Raw genomic sequence first — 16,397 nt, forward strand, 5'->3', positions numbered from 1 at the left:
AATTAAGTTAATTAAAATTAATTTTATAAATAGAAAAAGAATAAATAAATTAAAAAAATAATGAATGTAAATTTAATAGAAAAAATAAAAATTGGTTTATTGGGTCTGATTTGTCTTTTTTTAATGATTGGTTGTATTGGAATATTTAAGGCAGGCAATAAAATATCTCATCAAGGTGAAGTTTATCATTGTTATTATAAAAAAAATACTCAAAAACTTGTTTGTGGTTGATTTGATCCTAATGATTTGCCTGATATGTAAAAAAATTGTTAATTTTTTTTATATATAATTAATTATTACATAAATAATATTTTAAAAAATTAACATGTTTTAGTTTTAATCCTATTAAGTCCTTGACATTATCATGTGATAAAATATTTTTGTAGTTAAATAAAATAAAATTTAATTAATTTACATTTTTTTTATAATAATTTATAAAATAAAAATAATTTATAAATACAAATAATTAAATTAAATAATAAATTAATAATAATAATTAAATTAAATAATAAATAAAAAAAAAGAAACTAATAATAATATTAAATTATGAAAAGAACATATCAACCAAAAAAAAGAAAAAGAAAAAAAGTTCATGGATTTTTAAAAAGACTTTCAACTAAGAATGGAAGAAGAGTTTTAAAGAGTAGAAGAAATAAAAAAAGACATCAATTAACTGTTTAATTTTTTTTGAATTTTTTGTTTTTTATAAAATATTGATAAATGAAAAAAAAATTTATTTTAAAAAAATATGAAAATATTAAAACTATTAAAAATAAATCAAAAAAAATAAAATTTAATAATTTAGTTGTTTATTATCAAAAAAATAATTTAAAATATCATCAATTTTGTATTCAATTATTTAAAAAAAATATTAAGTTATCAGTAATTAGAAATAAAATAAAAAGATTTTTAAAAGATTTAATTGTGAATAATATAAATTTTAAAAATAATAATCAAAATTTTTATTTTATTTTTAATATTTTTTTTTTAAATAATAAAGAAAATAATTTAAAATATAAAAAAATTATTATTGAAAAAAATTTTTTAAAATTTAAAGATTGATATTATAAAAATTTAAATGATTCAGGATCTTATAAAAGAAAAAAAAAATAAAGAAAAACGTAATTTTTCTAGTTTATCATTAAAATATTTAAAAATTTTTTTATTTGTTTTTCTTTTTGTTATGTCACTTTATGGTTGTGCACAACAATTTATTGATCCAAGAGTAAAAACATATTATTTTCCTGGTTCTGGTTTTGAATTTTATAGTAACAATACTGATGTTAATAATCATTTAATTTTTTTTAATGATAAAACAGGTAAATTTTTTGAATATTTTCATATTCAAGTATCTAGTTGATGACAAACACTAGATTATGGTCCATTTTACTTTATTTTTATTTATCCTTTTGCATATTTCTGTTCACATTTTTTACCATTATTAAATAATTCAGGTTCTGCTATTGTATTAACAATTTTTTTAGTTGTAGTTTTTATTAGAACAGCAACTTTATTTGTAACTATTCCTCAGTTTAAACAGCAACTTTTAATGTCAAAAGTTCAAATTAAAACTTCTGAAATTAAAGGTAAATATGAAGGCAAAAAAGATAAATTTTCTAAACAAAAACAACAAATGGAAATAATGGCTTTATACAAAAAATATAATTTAAAGCCCTGGACTTTATTTGCTTCAACTTTTGTAACTTTACCATTTTTTTATGCAATGTATCGAGTTTTTTGTTCCACTTACGCAATTAAAAATGGTACTTGAGGCCCATTTTCTATGCAAGATATTCCATTATATAGTATATTTCATGGTCATTATTGATATATTTTGGTTGTTTTAATTATGGTTCCAGTCCAAATTTGTTCTTTTAAGCTTCCTCAATGATTAACAAGTAAACGAAGTCAAATTAAACAACTAGATTCAGCTGCAAAAAAAAAATATAAAACTTCACAAATTATTAATTATGTAGTTATGGGATCTTTTACATTTATTTCTCTTATTGTTCCATTTTCTTTAACTATTTACTGATTTTTTGGTGGTTTATTTACAATAATACAAAATCTTTTATTACATTACTACCTATATGAAAAACAAAAAATAAAGAAAAGAAAATTAAAATTAGCATAATGTTATGAAAAAATTAAAAATATTAGAAAATTTATTTTATGTTGGTGTTCAGGATAAAGATTTAAAGGTTTTTGATATTGTAATGGTTTCAAATTATGGAACTAGTTATAATTCTTATATTTTTAAAGATAGTGAAGAATGTTATGTTCTTTTTGAAACAGTAAAAATATCATTTTTTGATGAATATATTCAAAAGATTAAAGAAATTATTGGAAGTAATGATTTAAATAATATTAAATATGTAATTGTAAATCATACAGAACCTGATCATTCTGGAAGTTTATTAAAATTATTGGAATTAATTCCAAATATTTGTTTTGTTGCAAGCACAGTTGCAATTAAGTATTTAAAAGAAATTTTAAATGTTGATTTTAATTATTTAGAAACAGAAAAAATTAAAAAATTAGAATTAAAAACTGAGATAATTGAATTTATCGATGCACCATTTCTTCATTGACCAGATTCTATTTATTCATACTTAAAAAATAATAAATGTTTAGTAACTTGTGACTCTTTTGGGGCACATTTTTCTTTCGATGAGGTTATTTCTTCAAAATTTGATGAAGAGACAGAAAAAAAATATTGGCAAGCATATTTTTACTATTGAAAATGTATCTTTTCTCCGTTTAAAAATTTTTTATTAAGTGCAATAAATAAAATTAAGAATTTAGAATTTAACTATATTTTAAATGGGCACGGACCTTTATTAGATAATAAAAAACACATTGATTTAGCAATTAAAAAATATGTAGATTGAAGTATAACAAAAAAAAATACAGAAATAAAAAAATATTTAATTTTTTATTGTTCAGCATACGGTTATACAAATGAAATTTTAGAAGAAATTTGTAAAGGAATATCTTCTGTTAATTCAAAAGTTGAATTTAAAATATATAAAATTGATATTTTAGACTATCAAACAAAAAAATTTCAAATTTTGTTAGATTTAGAAACTTCAGATGCAGTTTTAGTTGGTTCACCAACAATTAATTCAGATGCCCTTCCAATAATTTGGGATATTCTTGGAAATTTTGGAGTTTTTTCTTGTTTGAGAAAATTTGCCACTTGCTTTGGTTCATATGGATGAAGTGGCGAGGCAATTCCAAATATTGAACAAAGACTTACTCAATTAAAATTTAAAGTTTTTTCTGGACTTAAAATTTTATTTAAGCCATCTGATAAACAAAAAAATATTGCGTTTAATTTTGGAAAAAATTTTGCTACATGTGTTGAAAATAAAAAAATTTTATTTTTTGAAGATATTACTACAAATGAAGATAAATATTTAGAATTTTGTGAAAAAAATAATCCAGAATCTTTAATGTTAAATTGAAAATGTAAGGGATGTGGCGAAATAATTTTTGCAAAAAAACCTCCTTTAAATTGCCCAGTTTGCGAAGCATCACATAATCATTTTTTTGTTATAAATGAAGAAAAAAATATTATAGAAGATAAAAAATTTAAAATTGCAATTATTGGTGGGGGAGCTGCTGGAGTTAAAGTTTGTGAAGAAATTAGAAAAATAAATAAAAAATCTGATATTTTTCTCTTTTTAGATGAAAAAAAATTACCATATTATAGACCAATAGTTTCAGATATCTTATCAAATCCAGAAAAAATTAATTCAAAATTCTTTTACATTAAACCAGAAAATTGATATCATGAAAATAATATTAATTTAGTTTTTGAAAAAATTAATGAATTGGATTTAAAAAATATGTCAATAAATTTTTTAGACAGAGAACATATTTTTGATTATATTATACTTTCTACTGGTGCTAAACCAATATATTTACCAAATATTGGTTTAAAACATGATATAAGCAATTTATTTTCTTGTAACACCTACGCAGATTCTTTAAAAATTTTTGATTTTATTAAAGAAAATAAAATAAAAACTGCAACAGTAATTGGTGGTGGGCTTTTAGGACTAGAAAATGCCAATGCACTTGATGAATTAGGTTTAAAAATTAATATTATTGAATTAAAAAATCAGCTTTTACCAATTCAAACTGATTTAATTGGATCGGAAATATTAAAACAAAATATTTTAAAAAAAAATCACAAGATTTTTTTGGGCAAAAATATTGAAAATGTCATTATTAAAGACAATGAAATTAAAAAGTTAGTTTTAACAAATAATGAAGAAATCGAGTCTGATATTTATATTATAAGCATCGGTGTTGCAGCAAATATTGAACTATTTAAGGATCAAAAAATTAAATATAATCGCGGAATCATTACAAATGAATTTTTAGAAACATCAATAAATAATGTTTATGCATGCGGTGATGTTGTAGAAATTAAAGATAAATTTATTCCAAAAATATGGGCAACTGCATTAGATCAGGCAAAAATTGTTGCCAATAATATTTTTTTTCCAAAAAAATCTTATGTATTTCAAAATTTTCCCTTTATTTTAGATGTTTTCAACACTAAAATTGTTAGTTTTAACTATGATAAACGCTCAGAAAATTTAAAAAGCATTTCTCTAAACGATGTTTCATCATATGGAAAACTTTATTTTGATAAACAAAATAATTTAATTGCTGGAATTTCTATTAATAATAAAAATTTTGAAACACTAATTTATTCTCATAAAAGTGCTTGAAAAAATCTTTTTAAATAGTGAACAATAATGAAATTGATTTAAAAATTAATTTAGCATTGGATAAAATTAGACCATTTTTAAGAAGAGATGGCGGTGATGTTTTATACTTGGGTTTTGAAGATGGAATTGTATATTTAAAATTTTTGGGGGCATGTGTTGATTGTAATGTTCAAGATCTAACAATTGATAATGCAATTGAAAGAATTTTAATAGAGGAAGTTCCAGGAATTATAAAAATAGAAATTACTAATAAAAAAAATAGTTAAATTTATTAAAATAAAATAAATAAAATTAAAATAATTTTTTTTCTAAAATAAATAAAATGTTAAAAATATTATTAGTATCTGATAATCACGGAGATGTCTCAGTTTTAAATAAAGTTTTATTACAATCTGACTTTTGTAATATTAAAGTTCATTGTGGTGATTCTGTAATGGATGAGGAATATATTAAAAAACATTTTGATTATGCTGTAAGAGGGAACAATGATTTTAATTCTTTACCAATAGAACAGACTTTTTCTTATGAAAAATTTAGATTTTTAGTTATTCATGGTGATGAAATTACTTGAAAAAGAGAAAATTATTTTAAAGAATTTGCAGAATATGCAAAGAAAAAAAATTGCAATGTTGTCCTTCACGGACACATGCATACCATTGTTGACACAACATATGATGGAGTTAGAATAATTTGTCCGGGCGCACTTATGTACCCTAGAACTTCTGTTGGAAAAACTTATATGATTTTAAATGTTTCTTCAAGCGAAATAAATATTTTCTTAAAAATGTTATAAAAGAATAGTGTTTCAAAAAGAAAAAATTTTTATTAAATCGCTTTTTTGTTGAATTATTTTTTGATCTTTTATGGTATTTTTTTTAAATTTTTTTATTTCGCCCGTTTATACAAACGTTGCAAATAAAAAAATTAAATGCACTGCTGATAATTGCCTTGGAAATTTAAAACAAGCAAAAAAAGACGGATTATTAGATGATGATACTTTAACAAATTTAAATTTATCTTTAGATCAAAACGGAAACTTAAAACAAGATCAAAATAAAGAAAAATTATTAAATCATTTAAATTTAATTTCAAAAAACAACTTAATTTCATACAAAATTTCTTTATATTATTACTATAAACCATCCAACAACAATAATTGAATAATTTTTGTTCACGGAATTTCTTCTGATTGAACAAGCTCTTTTTTATATTCACAATTTGCTTTAAAAAAAAAATATAATTTCGTTGTATTTGATTCTTTTGGTGTTGATAAAAATTTAAAAGACTCGTTCGGCAACCTAGGGAGCGATGGCTTTGGATATCCTACATTTGGAGCTTATGAGCAATACGATATTAATTCAATTGTTAATTGAATTAATTCAAAAAGTTCAAATCCACAAATTGGAATTTTTGGCCTTAGTATGGGGGCAGCCACAAGTCTTATTTATCTTAAAAATTTTTATTCAAAAGAAAATTCAATAAAATTTTTATTTTCTGATGCAAGCTACGCAAACACTGTAAATGAAATGAAACATGTATTGAAAGAAATGTTTCCGTTGCCTTGATTTTTTATTGTTCCTGGCGCCTCACTATACATGAAATTATTTTTTTCTTACAGTCCTTACGATGTTAATCCTAGCAATCTAAGAAACCACACAGACTTACCATATATTAGCTTCATTCATGGAACCAACGACAATTTTGTTCCATTTAGCAATTTTAACAAGTTATTCAAAGACTATTGAAGGATTAATAGAAATTGAAGCACACAGACTTTACAATATTCTTCTTTTTTAGAATATGGAGCAGATCACGCAAATGACTTGCAATGAAATAAAAAAAATGGCAATAAATTTTTTAATTTTTTAGAGTCTGCTTCAGAAGTTTTTTTTAAAAATTAAAACAATTAAAATTAGTATAATAAAAAATGTTTAAAAATTGAAAAATTAAAAAAAAATTATTTTGTTTTAATTGAAACATTTTATTAAAATCTTTTTCAACTTTTTTAATTTTTTGATCTACAGTTTGAATTTTTTCGAATACTTTTTTTGGACCAATTTTTGCCTATATTCCAATGAAGTTAACAAATTGTCAACAGTGAAATACTTGTTTGGGTAATGTTAAATCTGCATTACTAAAAAATCAATTAAACTCAGCAATTATAGATGAAATTAATAGCAGCGAACAAAATGTTAAACTTAAATTTTATGGTTCAATCTTAACTTCTCAATTACATTATGAAAATTTTCATGCTTTTTTAAAAGTAAATGAAGGTAACCACGTGCCTCATTATAAAATTTCCACATACTTTTTTTTAAACAACAACAATAACAATAAATGAATTATTATGACCCATGGAATTTCATGTGATTGAACTTATTCTTTTCTTTTTGCTCTTTCTTTTTTTAAAAACTACAATGTAATTTTGTACGATTCATATGGAGTTAATTCGGAAAAAAAGGACAGCTTTGGCAATTTAGGAACTTCTGGCAATTGTTCCACTTTCGGAAAGTATGAACAATATGGACTTCATACCATTGTAAAATGAATTTACAATATGAACAAAAGTGCAGAAATTGGTCTTTTCGGCCTTAGCATGGGGGCATCAACAACACTTTTGTATTTAGAAAATTTTCACGACGAATCATCTAAACTTGTAAAATTTGCAATATCTGACGCTGCCTACAAGGATGCCGCTGAAGAAATGGGATATGTAGGTTCTTCTTTTGTTGATATCCCTTCCTTTTTTTTCACCCCTGGCGGATCATTGTATTTATCTTTTTTCGCCGGATATAATCCATATTCAATAAATATTATTAAAAATATAAAAAAAATTGACAAAGATAAGAAATTATTTTTTATTCAGGGATCAAGCGACAATTTTGTTCCATTTAAAAAAAACTTCTATCAACTAGTCGATGAGGCAAAAAAATGTAAGTTAGACACTGATCAATTAGTTGAAGAACACGGCACACATGGCGAAGATTTAAGCTGAAATAGATCAACAATAAGGGCAGATGAAATGGCAACAGACGGTACTTTTTACACATGCTTAGATAGATTTGCCCGCATGGGGTTTGGTGAATAAATGAAATACGACGCTAGTTCAATTGAAATTTTAGATGAGTTAGAAGCGGTAAGAAAAAGACCTGGAATGTATATTGGGTCGACCGACTACATAGGCTATCAAAATTTAATTCATGAAATAATTGATAACTCTGTTGATGAAATTATGAATGGATATGGAGATTTAGTTGAATTAATTATTGAAAAAGACAATTCAATTACAATTATTGATAATGGAAGAGGCATTCCCTGCGACATTCATCCAAAACTTAACAAACCAACAATTGAAATAATTTTTACCAAATTGCATGCTGGAGGAAAATTTGGTAGCGACGCATACCAAACTTCTGGAGGACTTCATGGAGTTGGAGCTTCAGTTGTAAATGCATTGTGTGAAAAAATGTTTGTTGAAACATGTTGAAATAAACAAAAATTTTCAATATCTTTTTTTAAAAATGGAAAAATAAAGGAATCTTTACTTTTTAAAGAAAAAACCTATAAATCTGGGACAAAAATAAACTTTTTGCCTGATAAAAAAATATTTATCGATGTTGATCCTGAAAAACAATATATTTTTAACCTTTTACAAGAAAAAGCCTTTTTAAATTCAAAAGTTAAATTTAACTTCCTTGACAAAAGAGATAAGTCTTCTCATAGCTTTTATTATGAAAATGGGATCAAAGACTTTATAAAATATTTAACCAAAAAGAAAAAACTCATCTCAAATAGTATTGATTTAAGTTACAGCGATAATATTTTGAAAGCAAAAATTAGATTTTGCTTTCAATACGCATACTTTGACGATGAAACAGAAATTTTTTCCTATGTAAATTGTATTAGAACCTATGATGGTGGTTCCCACGAAAACGCTTTTGTCAACAATTTTTGTAAATTAATGATTGAAAAATTGAAAGACAGTGGCTACAAAAACTGAAAAGAAGTAAAAAACACTGACATTTTAAAAAATCTTTTTGTAATTTTAGATCTTAGAATTATGGATCAAGATATTGAATTTGAGGGTCAAACAAAAAGAAAACTAAATTCTAAAGTTGGCAGAATTCTGGTAGAAAATTTAATAAACACCTATCTAAAAACTTATTTACTACATCAAAGCGAAGAAGTAAAAAAAATCTTAGAATACTTAAAAAACAATACAGAAATTCGTTTAAAAGAGCTTGAAAGCAAAAAAAAAATTACCTTAAAAGTAAATAAAAAAGAGCCTAATAAATTTATTACCAAACTTGTTCCTGCTTATTCTAAAGACAAAAACAAATGCGAGCTATTTTTGGTTGAGGGCGAGTCTGCTGGAGGAACGGCAAAAAGAGCAAGAGATGCAAAAATTCAGGGTATTCTTTCCTTAAAAGGGAAAATATTGAACACAGAAAAATGCACCTACAAAGATATTTTAGAAAACAAAGAAATATGTTCAATTTTTTATTCTTTAGGCATTTTTAGAATTAATGAAGAAATTAATGTTGATAAAGTAAAATATAAAAAAATTATCATTATGACAGATGCAGATGTAGATGGAAGCCACATAAAAGTTTTACTTTTAACTTTTTTCTTTAAAATGGCCTTTAATTTAATAAAAAATAACATGATTTATATTGCAAAACCGCCTCTTTTTCAATATAAATCTAAAAAAGAAAAAAAATATTTTTTTAACGAAGAGGAATTAAACAAGTTTTTGGAAACAAAAAAGGATGTAGAAAAGTACGAAATTCAAAGATATAAGGGTCTTGGCGAAATGAATCCTGATCAACTTTGAGAAACAACCATGAATCCTGCAACAAGAAAACTAATTTTAGTTACTGTAAATGATTTTCTAACTTGCAAGGAAAATATTTTTATCTTAATGGGTAATGATGCTGAAAAAAGAAGAGATTGAATAGAACAAAATCTTTTTTTTGATTAAAAAAATTTGGTTATCAATAAATTAAATCTATAAAATATAAGTCAACTTAACAACTTACACTCTAAAAAATATGTTCTTTGATGACATAAACAAGGAGAATATTGTGTTACTTAAATTTTTCTTTTTAATTCATTCAACTAGAAAGACTATTAATCATGCGCATAGTACCCTAAGATAGTGTCCATTCTTAAAAGCAATTTATTTTGAATTTGTCCTTCATATTATTTTTTACTTGTTTCTACAATTCTTTCTTTAATTTTTTTAATTCCAATATATTCGGGCACAGATGTTTATAACATGCATCCATTTTTTATAATAGGATGTATTAATTTATTATTTTTTTTCATTATTCACATCTTTGTTTGAAAAAATCTTTCTAAAAAACTTAAAGATACAAAACTTTCAGATTAAATTTATTTAAAATACATTATTTTAGGGACTAAATATTAAAAAAATTGTTTAATTGCAATAAAAACAAGCATAAACAAACAAAATATAATTAAAATTTTTGTTCTTAAAAAATAATAATTTTAATATGTTATTATTTTTTTATCATTATTTATTTTTATTTTATTTACTTTTTTTACTATTAATTCAATTAAACATTTCTCGTTATGAAGGTGCTTAAGAAATCTTTTAATTTTATTGTCATTTTACCCATTATTTTCTTTAATATTAAAATTTACATATACCTCAAAAAACTAAAAAAATGAAATATAAAAAATTTTTAAATTAAAAATTAAACAAAATTAAATTAATAAAGGCTCCAGAACTTTTATATATCAAGGTAAATAATTTTTTAGTATTTTTTAGACTATAACGGACCATATGCCCATATATTTAATATATTTTGACTTGAATACGCGTGAAGCAAAAAAAATTATTATTATATAGAAAACGAACTTAAAAACAGTGTAATATCCGGGCATATGGTCCATACTTTAAAAATGTCTACATGCAATAAAAAATGTTAACGCATACAAATCTATACAAAATATATAATAAATTAATATGTATCTACACACAATTCTAAACAATGCCTAAAAAAAATATAAGTGAGTTAGCAAGAGAACATAATATAACAAGATCAAGCGTTTATAAAGCAATTGAAAGAGATAAACCACAAAACACAATTGAATTAAATGTTGCGCTGGAAAAAGTAAAACAAAATAAACAACACTATCAAAAACAAATAACAAAAGACGAATATATTAAAGTATTAGAACAAAAGATAATGTGATTAGAAAATGAAGTTAATAATTTAAAGTTTAAAGTTAGCAAAATTGAATTATTAGAAACGTCAATACCTAAAAGAAAGTGGTGAATGTTTTGGAAAAAAAACCAATAAAAACCGAAAATATTAAAGAAAAATATTATTTAAATTGCTGTTTCTACACAAAAAAAGAAGTTGCTAAATTATGCTGGGACTATGTTTTGAAAAATTTATTTAAAAAAAAGTCAATCGACGAATATTTATTTATTGAACCAAGCGCGGGAGAAGGATGTTTTTTTGATTTATTGCCTAAAAATAAAATAGGAATAGATTTAGAACCAATTAGAAAAGAATATTTGATAACTGACTATTTAAAATATGAAATACCACTTAATAAAAATATAGTTGTAATTGGTAACCACCTTTTGGAAAAAGAGGAGATATTGCTTTAAAATTTATAGAACATTCAAAAAACGCTAAATATGTTTGTTTTATATTACCAATGTACTTTAATAGCGTTGGAAAAGGTTCTTTAAGATACAGGGTTAAAAATTTTAATCTTTTATATAGCATAAAACTTCCTAGCAATTCTTTTTATCTACCGAATGGTTTAAGTAAAAGTGTAGAGACTGTATTTCAAATATGGGGAAAAGAAAAAACTAAAATTAAAGAAAATAACTGATATAACCCCAAAAAAAGCAATTTAATAAAAGTTTTTACAATATGTGTTAATAAATCTAGGTTATGTGGATTAAAAATGATTGGAGCTTGTGATTTTTATATATCTTCAACATTTTTTAAAAACACAAAAGTAGTTAATAATTTTGCAGATGTTAAATATGGAAGTGGTATCGGAATAAAAATATTAAATAAAAAAGATGAAGTATCAAAAGTTTTAAAAGAAGCTAATTGAAATATTTATTCTACGAAGTCAACTAACAATTGCTATCATATAGGTATTTCACATATTCACAATTTAATTTTAGATAAAGTAAAACATGATTAAATCTTATAAAGAAATTTTTGTTGGCTTAGTTAAAAATGCTTCTAAAAACGATAAAACTATAAAAATATGAAAAGATACTTTGTTTGAATATATAAAATATACTAATAACACTAATAAAGGATATTTAGCAGAAAAGTTTTTGGAAATAATATTTAGTGATTTAGATTATGTTGTAAAAAAAGAAGACTATAAACATACACATTATGATTTAATAGTTAATGGCAAAAAAATAGAAGTAAAACTAGCAACATTAGATACAAACAATAATTTTCAGTTTAATGGACTAAATCCAAAATATCACTTTGACTTATTATTTTTATTAGGTGTAGAACCAAACGACTTATGATTTATACTAATTAAGAAAGAAAATATTAATTTGAATAAACTTGTTAGTATGAACCCAAAAAGCACCACATCTTACAAATATACTTTAAATAAAAAACAAATTTTAAATATTGATGAAATTAAGACTTATATAAAAATAAATTATTTATTCTTTACTTAAAACAACTTCTTAATCTAAGAGTTTTGTGTCTTTCATTTTTTTCAATTGTTTAATATATATATAAGTTTTAGTACTAAAAAAAATTAATGAGTAGAATAATAATAATATTGCAAAAGTTTTATAAACATCTTCATAATTAGAAACTTTTAATTGAATTCATAGCAGAAAAAAAATACATAATGCTATAATAAAGTAGTGATAAATAGATGATAATATATACCAAAATTGTCATTTTTTAAGAAAAGAGAATATTTTAATCATGTGATATACTTATATATTTGTTTTTTTATTGTTGATAAGTGGGATTTTTATAGTTTTTGACATTTATTTTTTAACAAGATATATTAAATGAAAAAAAAAAAAAAAATAAAACTAAATAATACAATATTCTCCTTGTTTGTGAAATCAATTAATTATAAGGGATCAAGAAACATCTCAAACAACACCACAACCAGCATCATCATGCATTATTGCTTTAACATATGGTATTCCAACTTTTTCTGCTAAAGTTATTAATACCCCTAAATAAGGAATGTCTCCCATAATTTTTTCTAATATTGCTGCTAAACCTTCACCTAAATCAAGATCTTTTAATGCGGTTTTACATTGCTCACTAGTTATATAAAAAGCATATCCCCATCAGTATCTAATAGGAATTCCAGAATTACAAGTACAACCATTTATAGGATTTCAAATAAAATAAATTATTAATTTACACAATGATAATTAAATACAAGTGTTATAAAATTAATTTTTATTTACTAGTAAGTTTTTAGTTATTTGTTGAATTGTTTTTTAACTTAAAATTTAAAATTTACTATAATATAAATAGATTTCATAAAGGTAAAGTAATGTCAAATATAACTAAAATAATTTCATTAACAACATTCTTAACTGGTGGTTTTATAATAAATAATCTTGGAAGTTATCAAATTAATAATAATTCAATTCAAAAAATAAATAAAGTTAGAACTAAAAATATTGAAAAATTGATTAATGATAACTATTGTTTAAAAGATGATAAATTTTGATTTGATAAAAATAAATTAAATGATAGTGAAAAAGACTTAATTGTTATTAAATTAAATATTCAAAACATCAATCAACTTGATAATTTACATTCTGATAAGTATTCTATTTGAAATCCTATAAATGGTTGTACTTGTAATTCTGGAATTCCTATTAGATACTGATGGGGATATGCTTTTTATATAACTAGTGAGCAATGTAAAACCGCATTAAAAGATCTTGATTTAGGTGAAGTTTTAGCAGCAATATTAGAAAAAATTATGGGAGACATTCCTTATTTAGGGGTATTAATAACTTTAGCAGAAAAAGTTGGAATACCATATGTTAAAGCAATAATGCATGATGATGCTGGTTGTGGTGTTGTTTGAGATGTTTCTTGATCCCTTATAATTAATTGATTTCACAAACAAGGAGAATATTGTATTATTTAGTTTTATTTTTTCTTTTTTTTCATTTAATATATCTTGTTAAAAAATAAATGTCAAAAACTATAAAAATCCCACTTATCAACAATAAAAAAACAAATATATAAGTATATCACATGATTAAAATATTCTCTTTTCTTAAAAAATGACAATTTTGGTATATATTATCATCTATTTATCACTACTTTATTATAGCATTATGTATTTTTTTTCTGCTATGAATTCAATTAAAAGTTTCTAATTATGAAGATGTTTATAAAACTTTTGCAATATTATTATTATTCTACTCATTAATTTTTTTTAGTACTAAAGCTTATATATATATTAAACAATTGAAAAAAATGAAAGACACAAAACTCTTAGATTAAGAAGTTGTTTTAAGTAAAGAATAAATAATTTATTTTTATATAAGTCTTAATTTCATCAATATTTAAACATTTGTTTTTTATTTAAAGTATATTTGTAAGATGTGGTGCTTTTTGGGTTCATACTAACAAGTTTATTCAAATTAATATTTTCTTTCTTAATTAGTATAAATCATAAGTCGTTTGGTTCTACACCTAATAAAAATAATAAGTCAAAGTGATATTTTGGATTTAGTCCATTAAACTGAAAATTATTGTTTGTATCTAATGTTGCTAGTTTTACTTCTATTTTTTTGCCATTAACTATTAAATCATAATGTGTATGTTTATAGTCTTCTTTTTTTACAACATAATCTAAATCACTAAATATTATTTCCAAAAACTTTTCTGCTAAATATCCTTTATTAGTGTTATTAGTATATTTTATATATTCAAACAAAGTATCTTTTCATATTTTTATAGTTTTATCGTTTTTAGAAGCATTTTTAACTAAGCCAACAAAAATTTCTTTATAAGATTTAATCATGTTTTACTTTATCTAAAATTAAATTGTGAATATGTGAAATACCTATATGATAGCAATTGTTAGTTGACTTCGTAGAATAAATATTTCAATTAGCTTCTTTTAAAACTTTTGATACTTCATCTTTTTTATTTAATATTTTTATTCCGATACCACTTCCATATTTAACATCTGCAAAATTATTAACTACTTTTGTGTTTTTAAAAAATGTTGAAGATATATAAAAATCACAAGCTCCAATCATTTTTAATCCACATAACCTAGATTTATTAACACATATTGTAAAAACTTTTATTAAATTGCTTTTTTTGGGGTTATATCAGTTATTTTCTTTAATTTTAGTTTTTTCTTTTCCCCATATTTGAAATACAGTCTCTACACTTTTACTTAAACCATTCGGTAGATAAAAAGAATTGCTAGGAAGTTTTATGCTATATAAAAGATTAAAATTTTTAACCCTGTATCTTAAAGAACCTTTTCCAACGCTATTAAAGTACATTGGTAATATAAAAACAAACATATTTAGCGTTTTTTGAATGTTCTATAAATTTTAAAGCAATATCTCCTCTTTTTCCAAAAGGTGGGTTACCAATTACAACTATATTTTTATTAAGTGGTATTACATATTTTAAATAGTCAGTTATCAAATATTCTTTTCTAATTGGTTCTAAATCTATTCCTATTTTATTTTTAGGCAATAAATCAAAAAAACATTCTTCTCCCGCGCTTGGTTCAATAAATAAATATTCGTCGATTGACTTTTTTTTAAATAAATTTTTCAAAACATAGTCCCAGCATAATTTAGCAACTTCTTTTTTTGTGTAGAAACAGCAATTTAAATAATATTTTTCTTTAATATTTTCGGTTTTTATTGGTTTTTTTTCCAAAACATTCACCACTTTCTTTTAGGTATTGACGTTTCTAATAATTCAATTTTGCTAACTTTAAACTTTAAATTATTAACTTCATTTTCTAATCACATTATCTTTTGTTCTAATACTTTAACATATTCGTCTTTTGTTATTTGTTTTTGATAGTGTTGTTTATTTTGTTTTACTTTTTCCAGCGCAACATTTAATTCAATTGTGTTTTGTGGTTTATCTCTTTCAATTGCTTTATAAACGCTTGATCTTGTTATATTATGTTCTCTTGCTAACTCACTTATATTTTTTTTAGGCATTGTTTAGAATTGTGTGTAGATACATATTAATTTATTATATATTTTGTATAGATTTGTATGCGTTAACATTTTTTATTGCATGTAGACATTTTTAAAGTATGGACCATATGCCCGGATATTACACTGTTTTTAAGTTCGTTTTCTATATAATAATAATTTTTTTTGCTTCACGCGTATTCAAGTCAAAATATATTAAATATATGGGCATATGGTCCGTTATAGTCTAAAAAATACTAAAAAATTATTTACCTTGGTATTTTTTTTGAATAAAAAATTAAAAAATATTAAATTATTTCTGGTTGCTGGCACCCGGATTGCCTCCCTTACCAACAATTTAGCTTTGCTGAAAAAAGAACACATTTAATAAGTATTTATGGAGATATAAATTGGAATTAAAAAATTAAATACACCACAAACATAATTTT

The 16,397-nt window shown here is 22.9% G+C and carries 20 protein-coding genes; 15 read left to right on the forward strand and 5 right to left on the reverse strand.

Annotation, left to right across the window (positions count from 1 at the left end; all coding sequences use genetic code 4):
• The first annotated feature begins 60 nt into the window (after positions 1–60).
• The 14 genes from JTY60_RS00380 to JTY60_RS00445 all read left to right on the forward strand — a co-directional run bounded on the left by JTY60_RS00380 (position 61) and on the right by JTY60_RS00445 (position 12,450).
• Positions 61–261 carry a hypothetical protein gene (locus JTY60_RS00380; protein WP_434414675.1) on the forward strand — a complete coding sequence of 67 codons (201 nt, stop codon included), beginning with the start codon at positions 61–63 and terminating at the stop codon, positions 259–261.
• Between the two features lie 285 nt (positions 262–546).
• Positions 547–681: a 50S ribosomal protein L34 gene (gene rpmH / locus JTY60_RS00385; RefSeq protein WP_434414676.1), complete on the forward strand. Its 135-nt coding sequence runs from the start codon at positions 547–549 to the stop codon at positions 679–681.
• A 39-nt stretch (positions 682–720) separates the two neighbouring features.
• Complete coding sequence (locus JTY60_RS00390) at positions 721–1,113, forward strand: ribonuclease P protein component (protein WP_434414677.1); 393 nt, start codon at positions 721–723, stop codon at positions 1,111–1,113.
• A complete protein-coding gene (gene yidC, locus JTY60_RS00395; RefSeq protein WP_434414678.1) occupies positions 1,079–2,134 on the forward strand; it encodes a membrane protein insertase YidC in 1,056 nt (351 codons plus the stop codon). The genes JTY60_RS00390 and yidC overlap by 35 nt, the downstream gene beginning before the upstream one ends.
• Before the next feature lie 4 nt (positions 2,135–2,138).
• Complete coding sequence (locus JTY60_RS00400) at positions 2,139–4,763, forward strand: FAD-dependent oxidoreductase (protein ID WP_434414679.1); 2,625 nt, start codon at positions 2,139–2,141, stop codon at positions 4,761–4,763.
• The gene (locus tag JTY60_RS00405; RefSeq protein WP_434414680.1) at positions 4,763–5,011 is read left to right on the forward strand and encodes a NifU family protein; all 249 of its coding nucleotides are present in this window, start codon (positions 4,763–4,765) and stop codon (positions 5,009–5,011) included. Before JTY60_RS00400 ends, JTY60_RS00405 begins: the two co-directional genes overlap by 1 nt.
• 56 nt (positions 5,012–5,067) lie before the next feature.
• On the forward strand, positions 5,068–5,538 hold the full coding sequence (locus tag JTY60_RS00410; RefSeq protein WP_434414681.1) for a metallophosphoesterase family protein: 471 nt from the start codon (positions 5,068–5,070) through the stop codon (positions 5,536–5,538).
• A gap of 7 nt (positions 5,539–5,545) precedes the next feature.
• Positions 5,546–6,646 (forward strand): alpha/beta hydrolase, encoded by a 1,101-nt coding sequence (locus tag JTY60_RS00415; RefSeq protein ID WP_434414682.1) that lies wholly within the window; start codon positions 5,546–5,548, stop codon positions 6,644–6,646.
• 26 nt (positions 6,647–6,672) lie between these two features.
• Complete coding sequence (locus tag JTY60_RS00420; protein WP_434414683.1) at positions 6,673–7,833, forward strand: hypothetical protein; 1,161 nt, start codon at positions 6,673–6,675, stop codon at positions 7,831–7,833.
• Positions 7,834–9,726 carry a toprim domain-containing protein gene (locus JTY60_RS00425; RefSeq protein ID WP_434414684.1) on the forward strand — a complete coding sequence of 631 codons (1,893 nt, stop codon included), beginning with the start codon at positions 7,834–7,836 and terminating at the stop codon, positions 9,724–9,726.
• Positions 9,727–10,762: 1,036 nt separating this feature from the next.
• Complete coding sequence (locus JTY60_RS00430) at positions 10,763–11,074, forward strand: hypothetical protein (RefSeq protein WP_434414685.1); 312 nt, start codon at positions 10,763–10,765, stop codon at positions 11,072–11,074.
• A complete protein-coding gene (locus tag JTY60_RS00435) occupies positions 11,047–11,391 on the forward strand; it encodes a hypothetical protein (protein WP_434414686.1) in 345 nt (114 codons plus the stop codon). Before JTY60_RS00430 ends, JTY60_RS00435 begins: the two co-directional genes overlap by 28 nt.
• 50 nt (positions 11,392–11,441) lie before the next feature.
• A complete protein-coding gene (locus tag JTY60_RS00440) occupies positions 11,442–11,945 on the forward strand; it encodes a hypothetical protein (protein WP_434414687.1) in 504 nt (167 codons plus the stop codon).
• Positions 11,938–12,450 (forward strand): hypothetical protein, encoded by a 513-nt coding sequence (locus tag JTY60_RS00445; protein WP_434414688.1) that lies wholly within the window; start codon positions 11,938–11,940, stop codon positions 12,448–12,450. The genes JTY60_RS00440 and JTY60_RS00445 overlap by 8 nt, the downstream gene beginning before the upstream one ends.
• Positions 12,451–12,822: 372 nt before the next feature.
• Here JTY60_RS00445 and JTY60_RS00450 read toward each other — a convergent pair whose 3' ends face one another.
• Positions 12,823–13,170: a hypothetical protein gene (locus tag JTY60_RS00450; protein WP_434414689.1), complete on the reverse strand. Its 348-nt coding sequence runs from the start codon at positions 13,168–13,170 to the stop codon at positions 12,823–12,825.
• Positions 13,171–13,301: 131 nt separating this feature from the next.
• Here JTY60_RS00450 and JTY60_RS00455 point away from each other — a divergent pair, with 131 nt between their 5' ends.
• A complete protein-coding gene (locus JTY60_RS00455; protein ID WP_434414690.1) occupies positions 13,302–13,910 on the forward strand; it encodes a hypothetical protein in 609 nt (202 codons plus the stop codon).
• A 408-nt stretch (positions 13,911–14,318) separates the two neighbouring features.
• On the opposite strand, the gene JTY60_RS00460 is transcribed toward JTY60_RS00455, so the two are convergent.
• From JTY60_RS00460 to JTY60_RS00475, 4 genes are read right to left on the reverse strand one after another with little or no spacing between them, the layout of a single operon-like run.
• Positions 14,319–14,795: a hypothetical protein gene (locus JTY60_RS00460; RefSeq protein ID WP_434414691.1), complete on the reverse strand. Its 477-nt coding sequence runs from the start codon at positions 14,793–14,795 to the stop codon at positions 14,319–14,321.
• Positions 14,788–15,312 carry a hypothetical protein gene (locus tag JTY60_RS00465; protein WP_434414692.1) on the reverse strand — a complete coding sequence of 175 codons (525 nt, stop codon included), beginning with the start codon at positions 15,310–15,312 and terminating at the stop codon, positions 14,788–14,790. The genes JTY60_RS00460 and JTY60_RS00465 overlap by 8 nt, the downstream gene beginning before the upstream one ends.
• Entirely contained in the window at positions 15,281–15,688 is a 408-nt protein-coding gene (locus JTY60_RS00470; RefSeq protein WP_434414693.1) for a hypothetical protein, read from the reverse strand. The genes JTY60_RS00465 and JTY60_RS00470 overlap by 32 nt, the downstream gene beginning before the upstream one ends.
• Complete coding sequence (locus JTY60_RS00475; RefSeq protein ID WP_434414694.1) at positions 15,661–15,972, reverse strand: hypothetical protein; 312 nt, start codon at positions 15,970–15,972, stop codon at positions 15,661–15,663. Before JTY60_RS00475 ends, JTY60_RS00470 begins: the two co-directional genes overlap by 28 nt.
• Positions 15,973–16,397: the final 425 nt, after the last annotated feature.

Origin of the sequence: symbiont of Argiope bruennichi, assembly GCF_051094275.1 — a bacterium.
In the GTDB taxonomy this organism is placed as follows: domain Bacteria; phylum Bacillota_I; class Bacilli_A; order Mycoplasmatales; family SG1.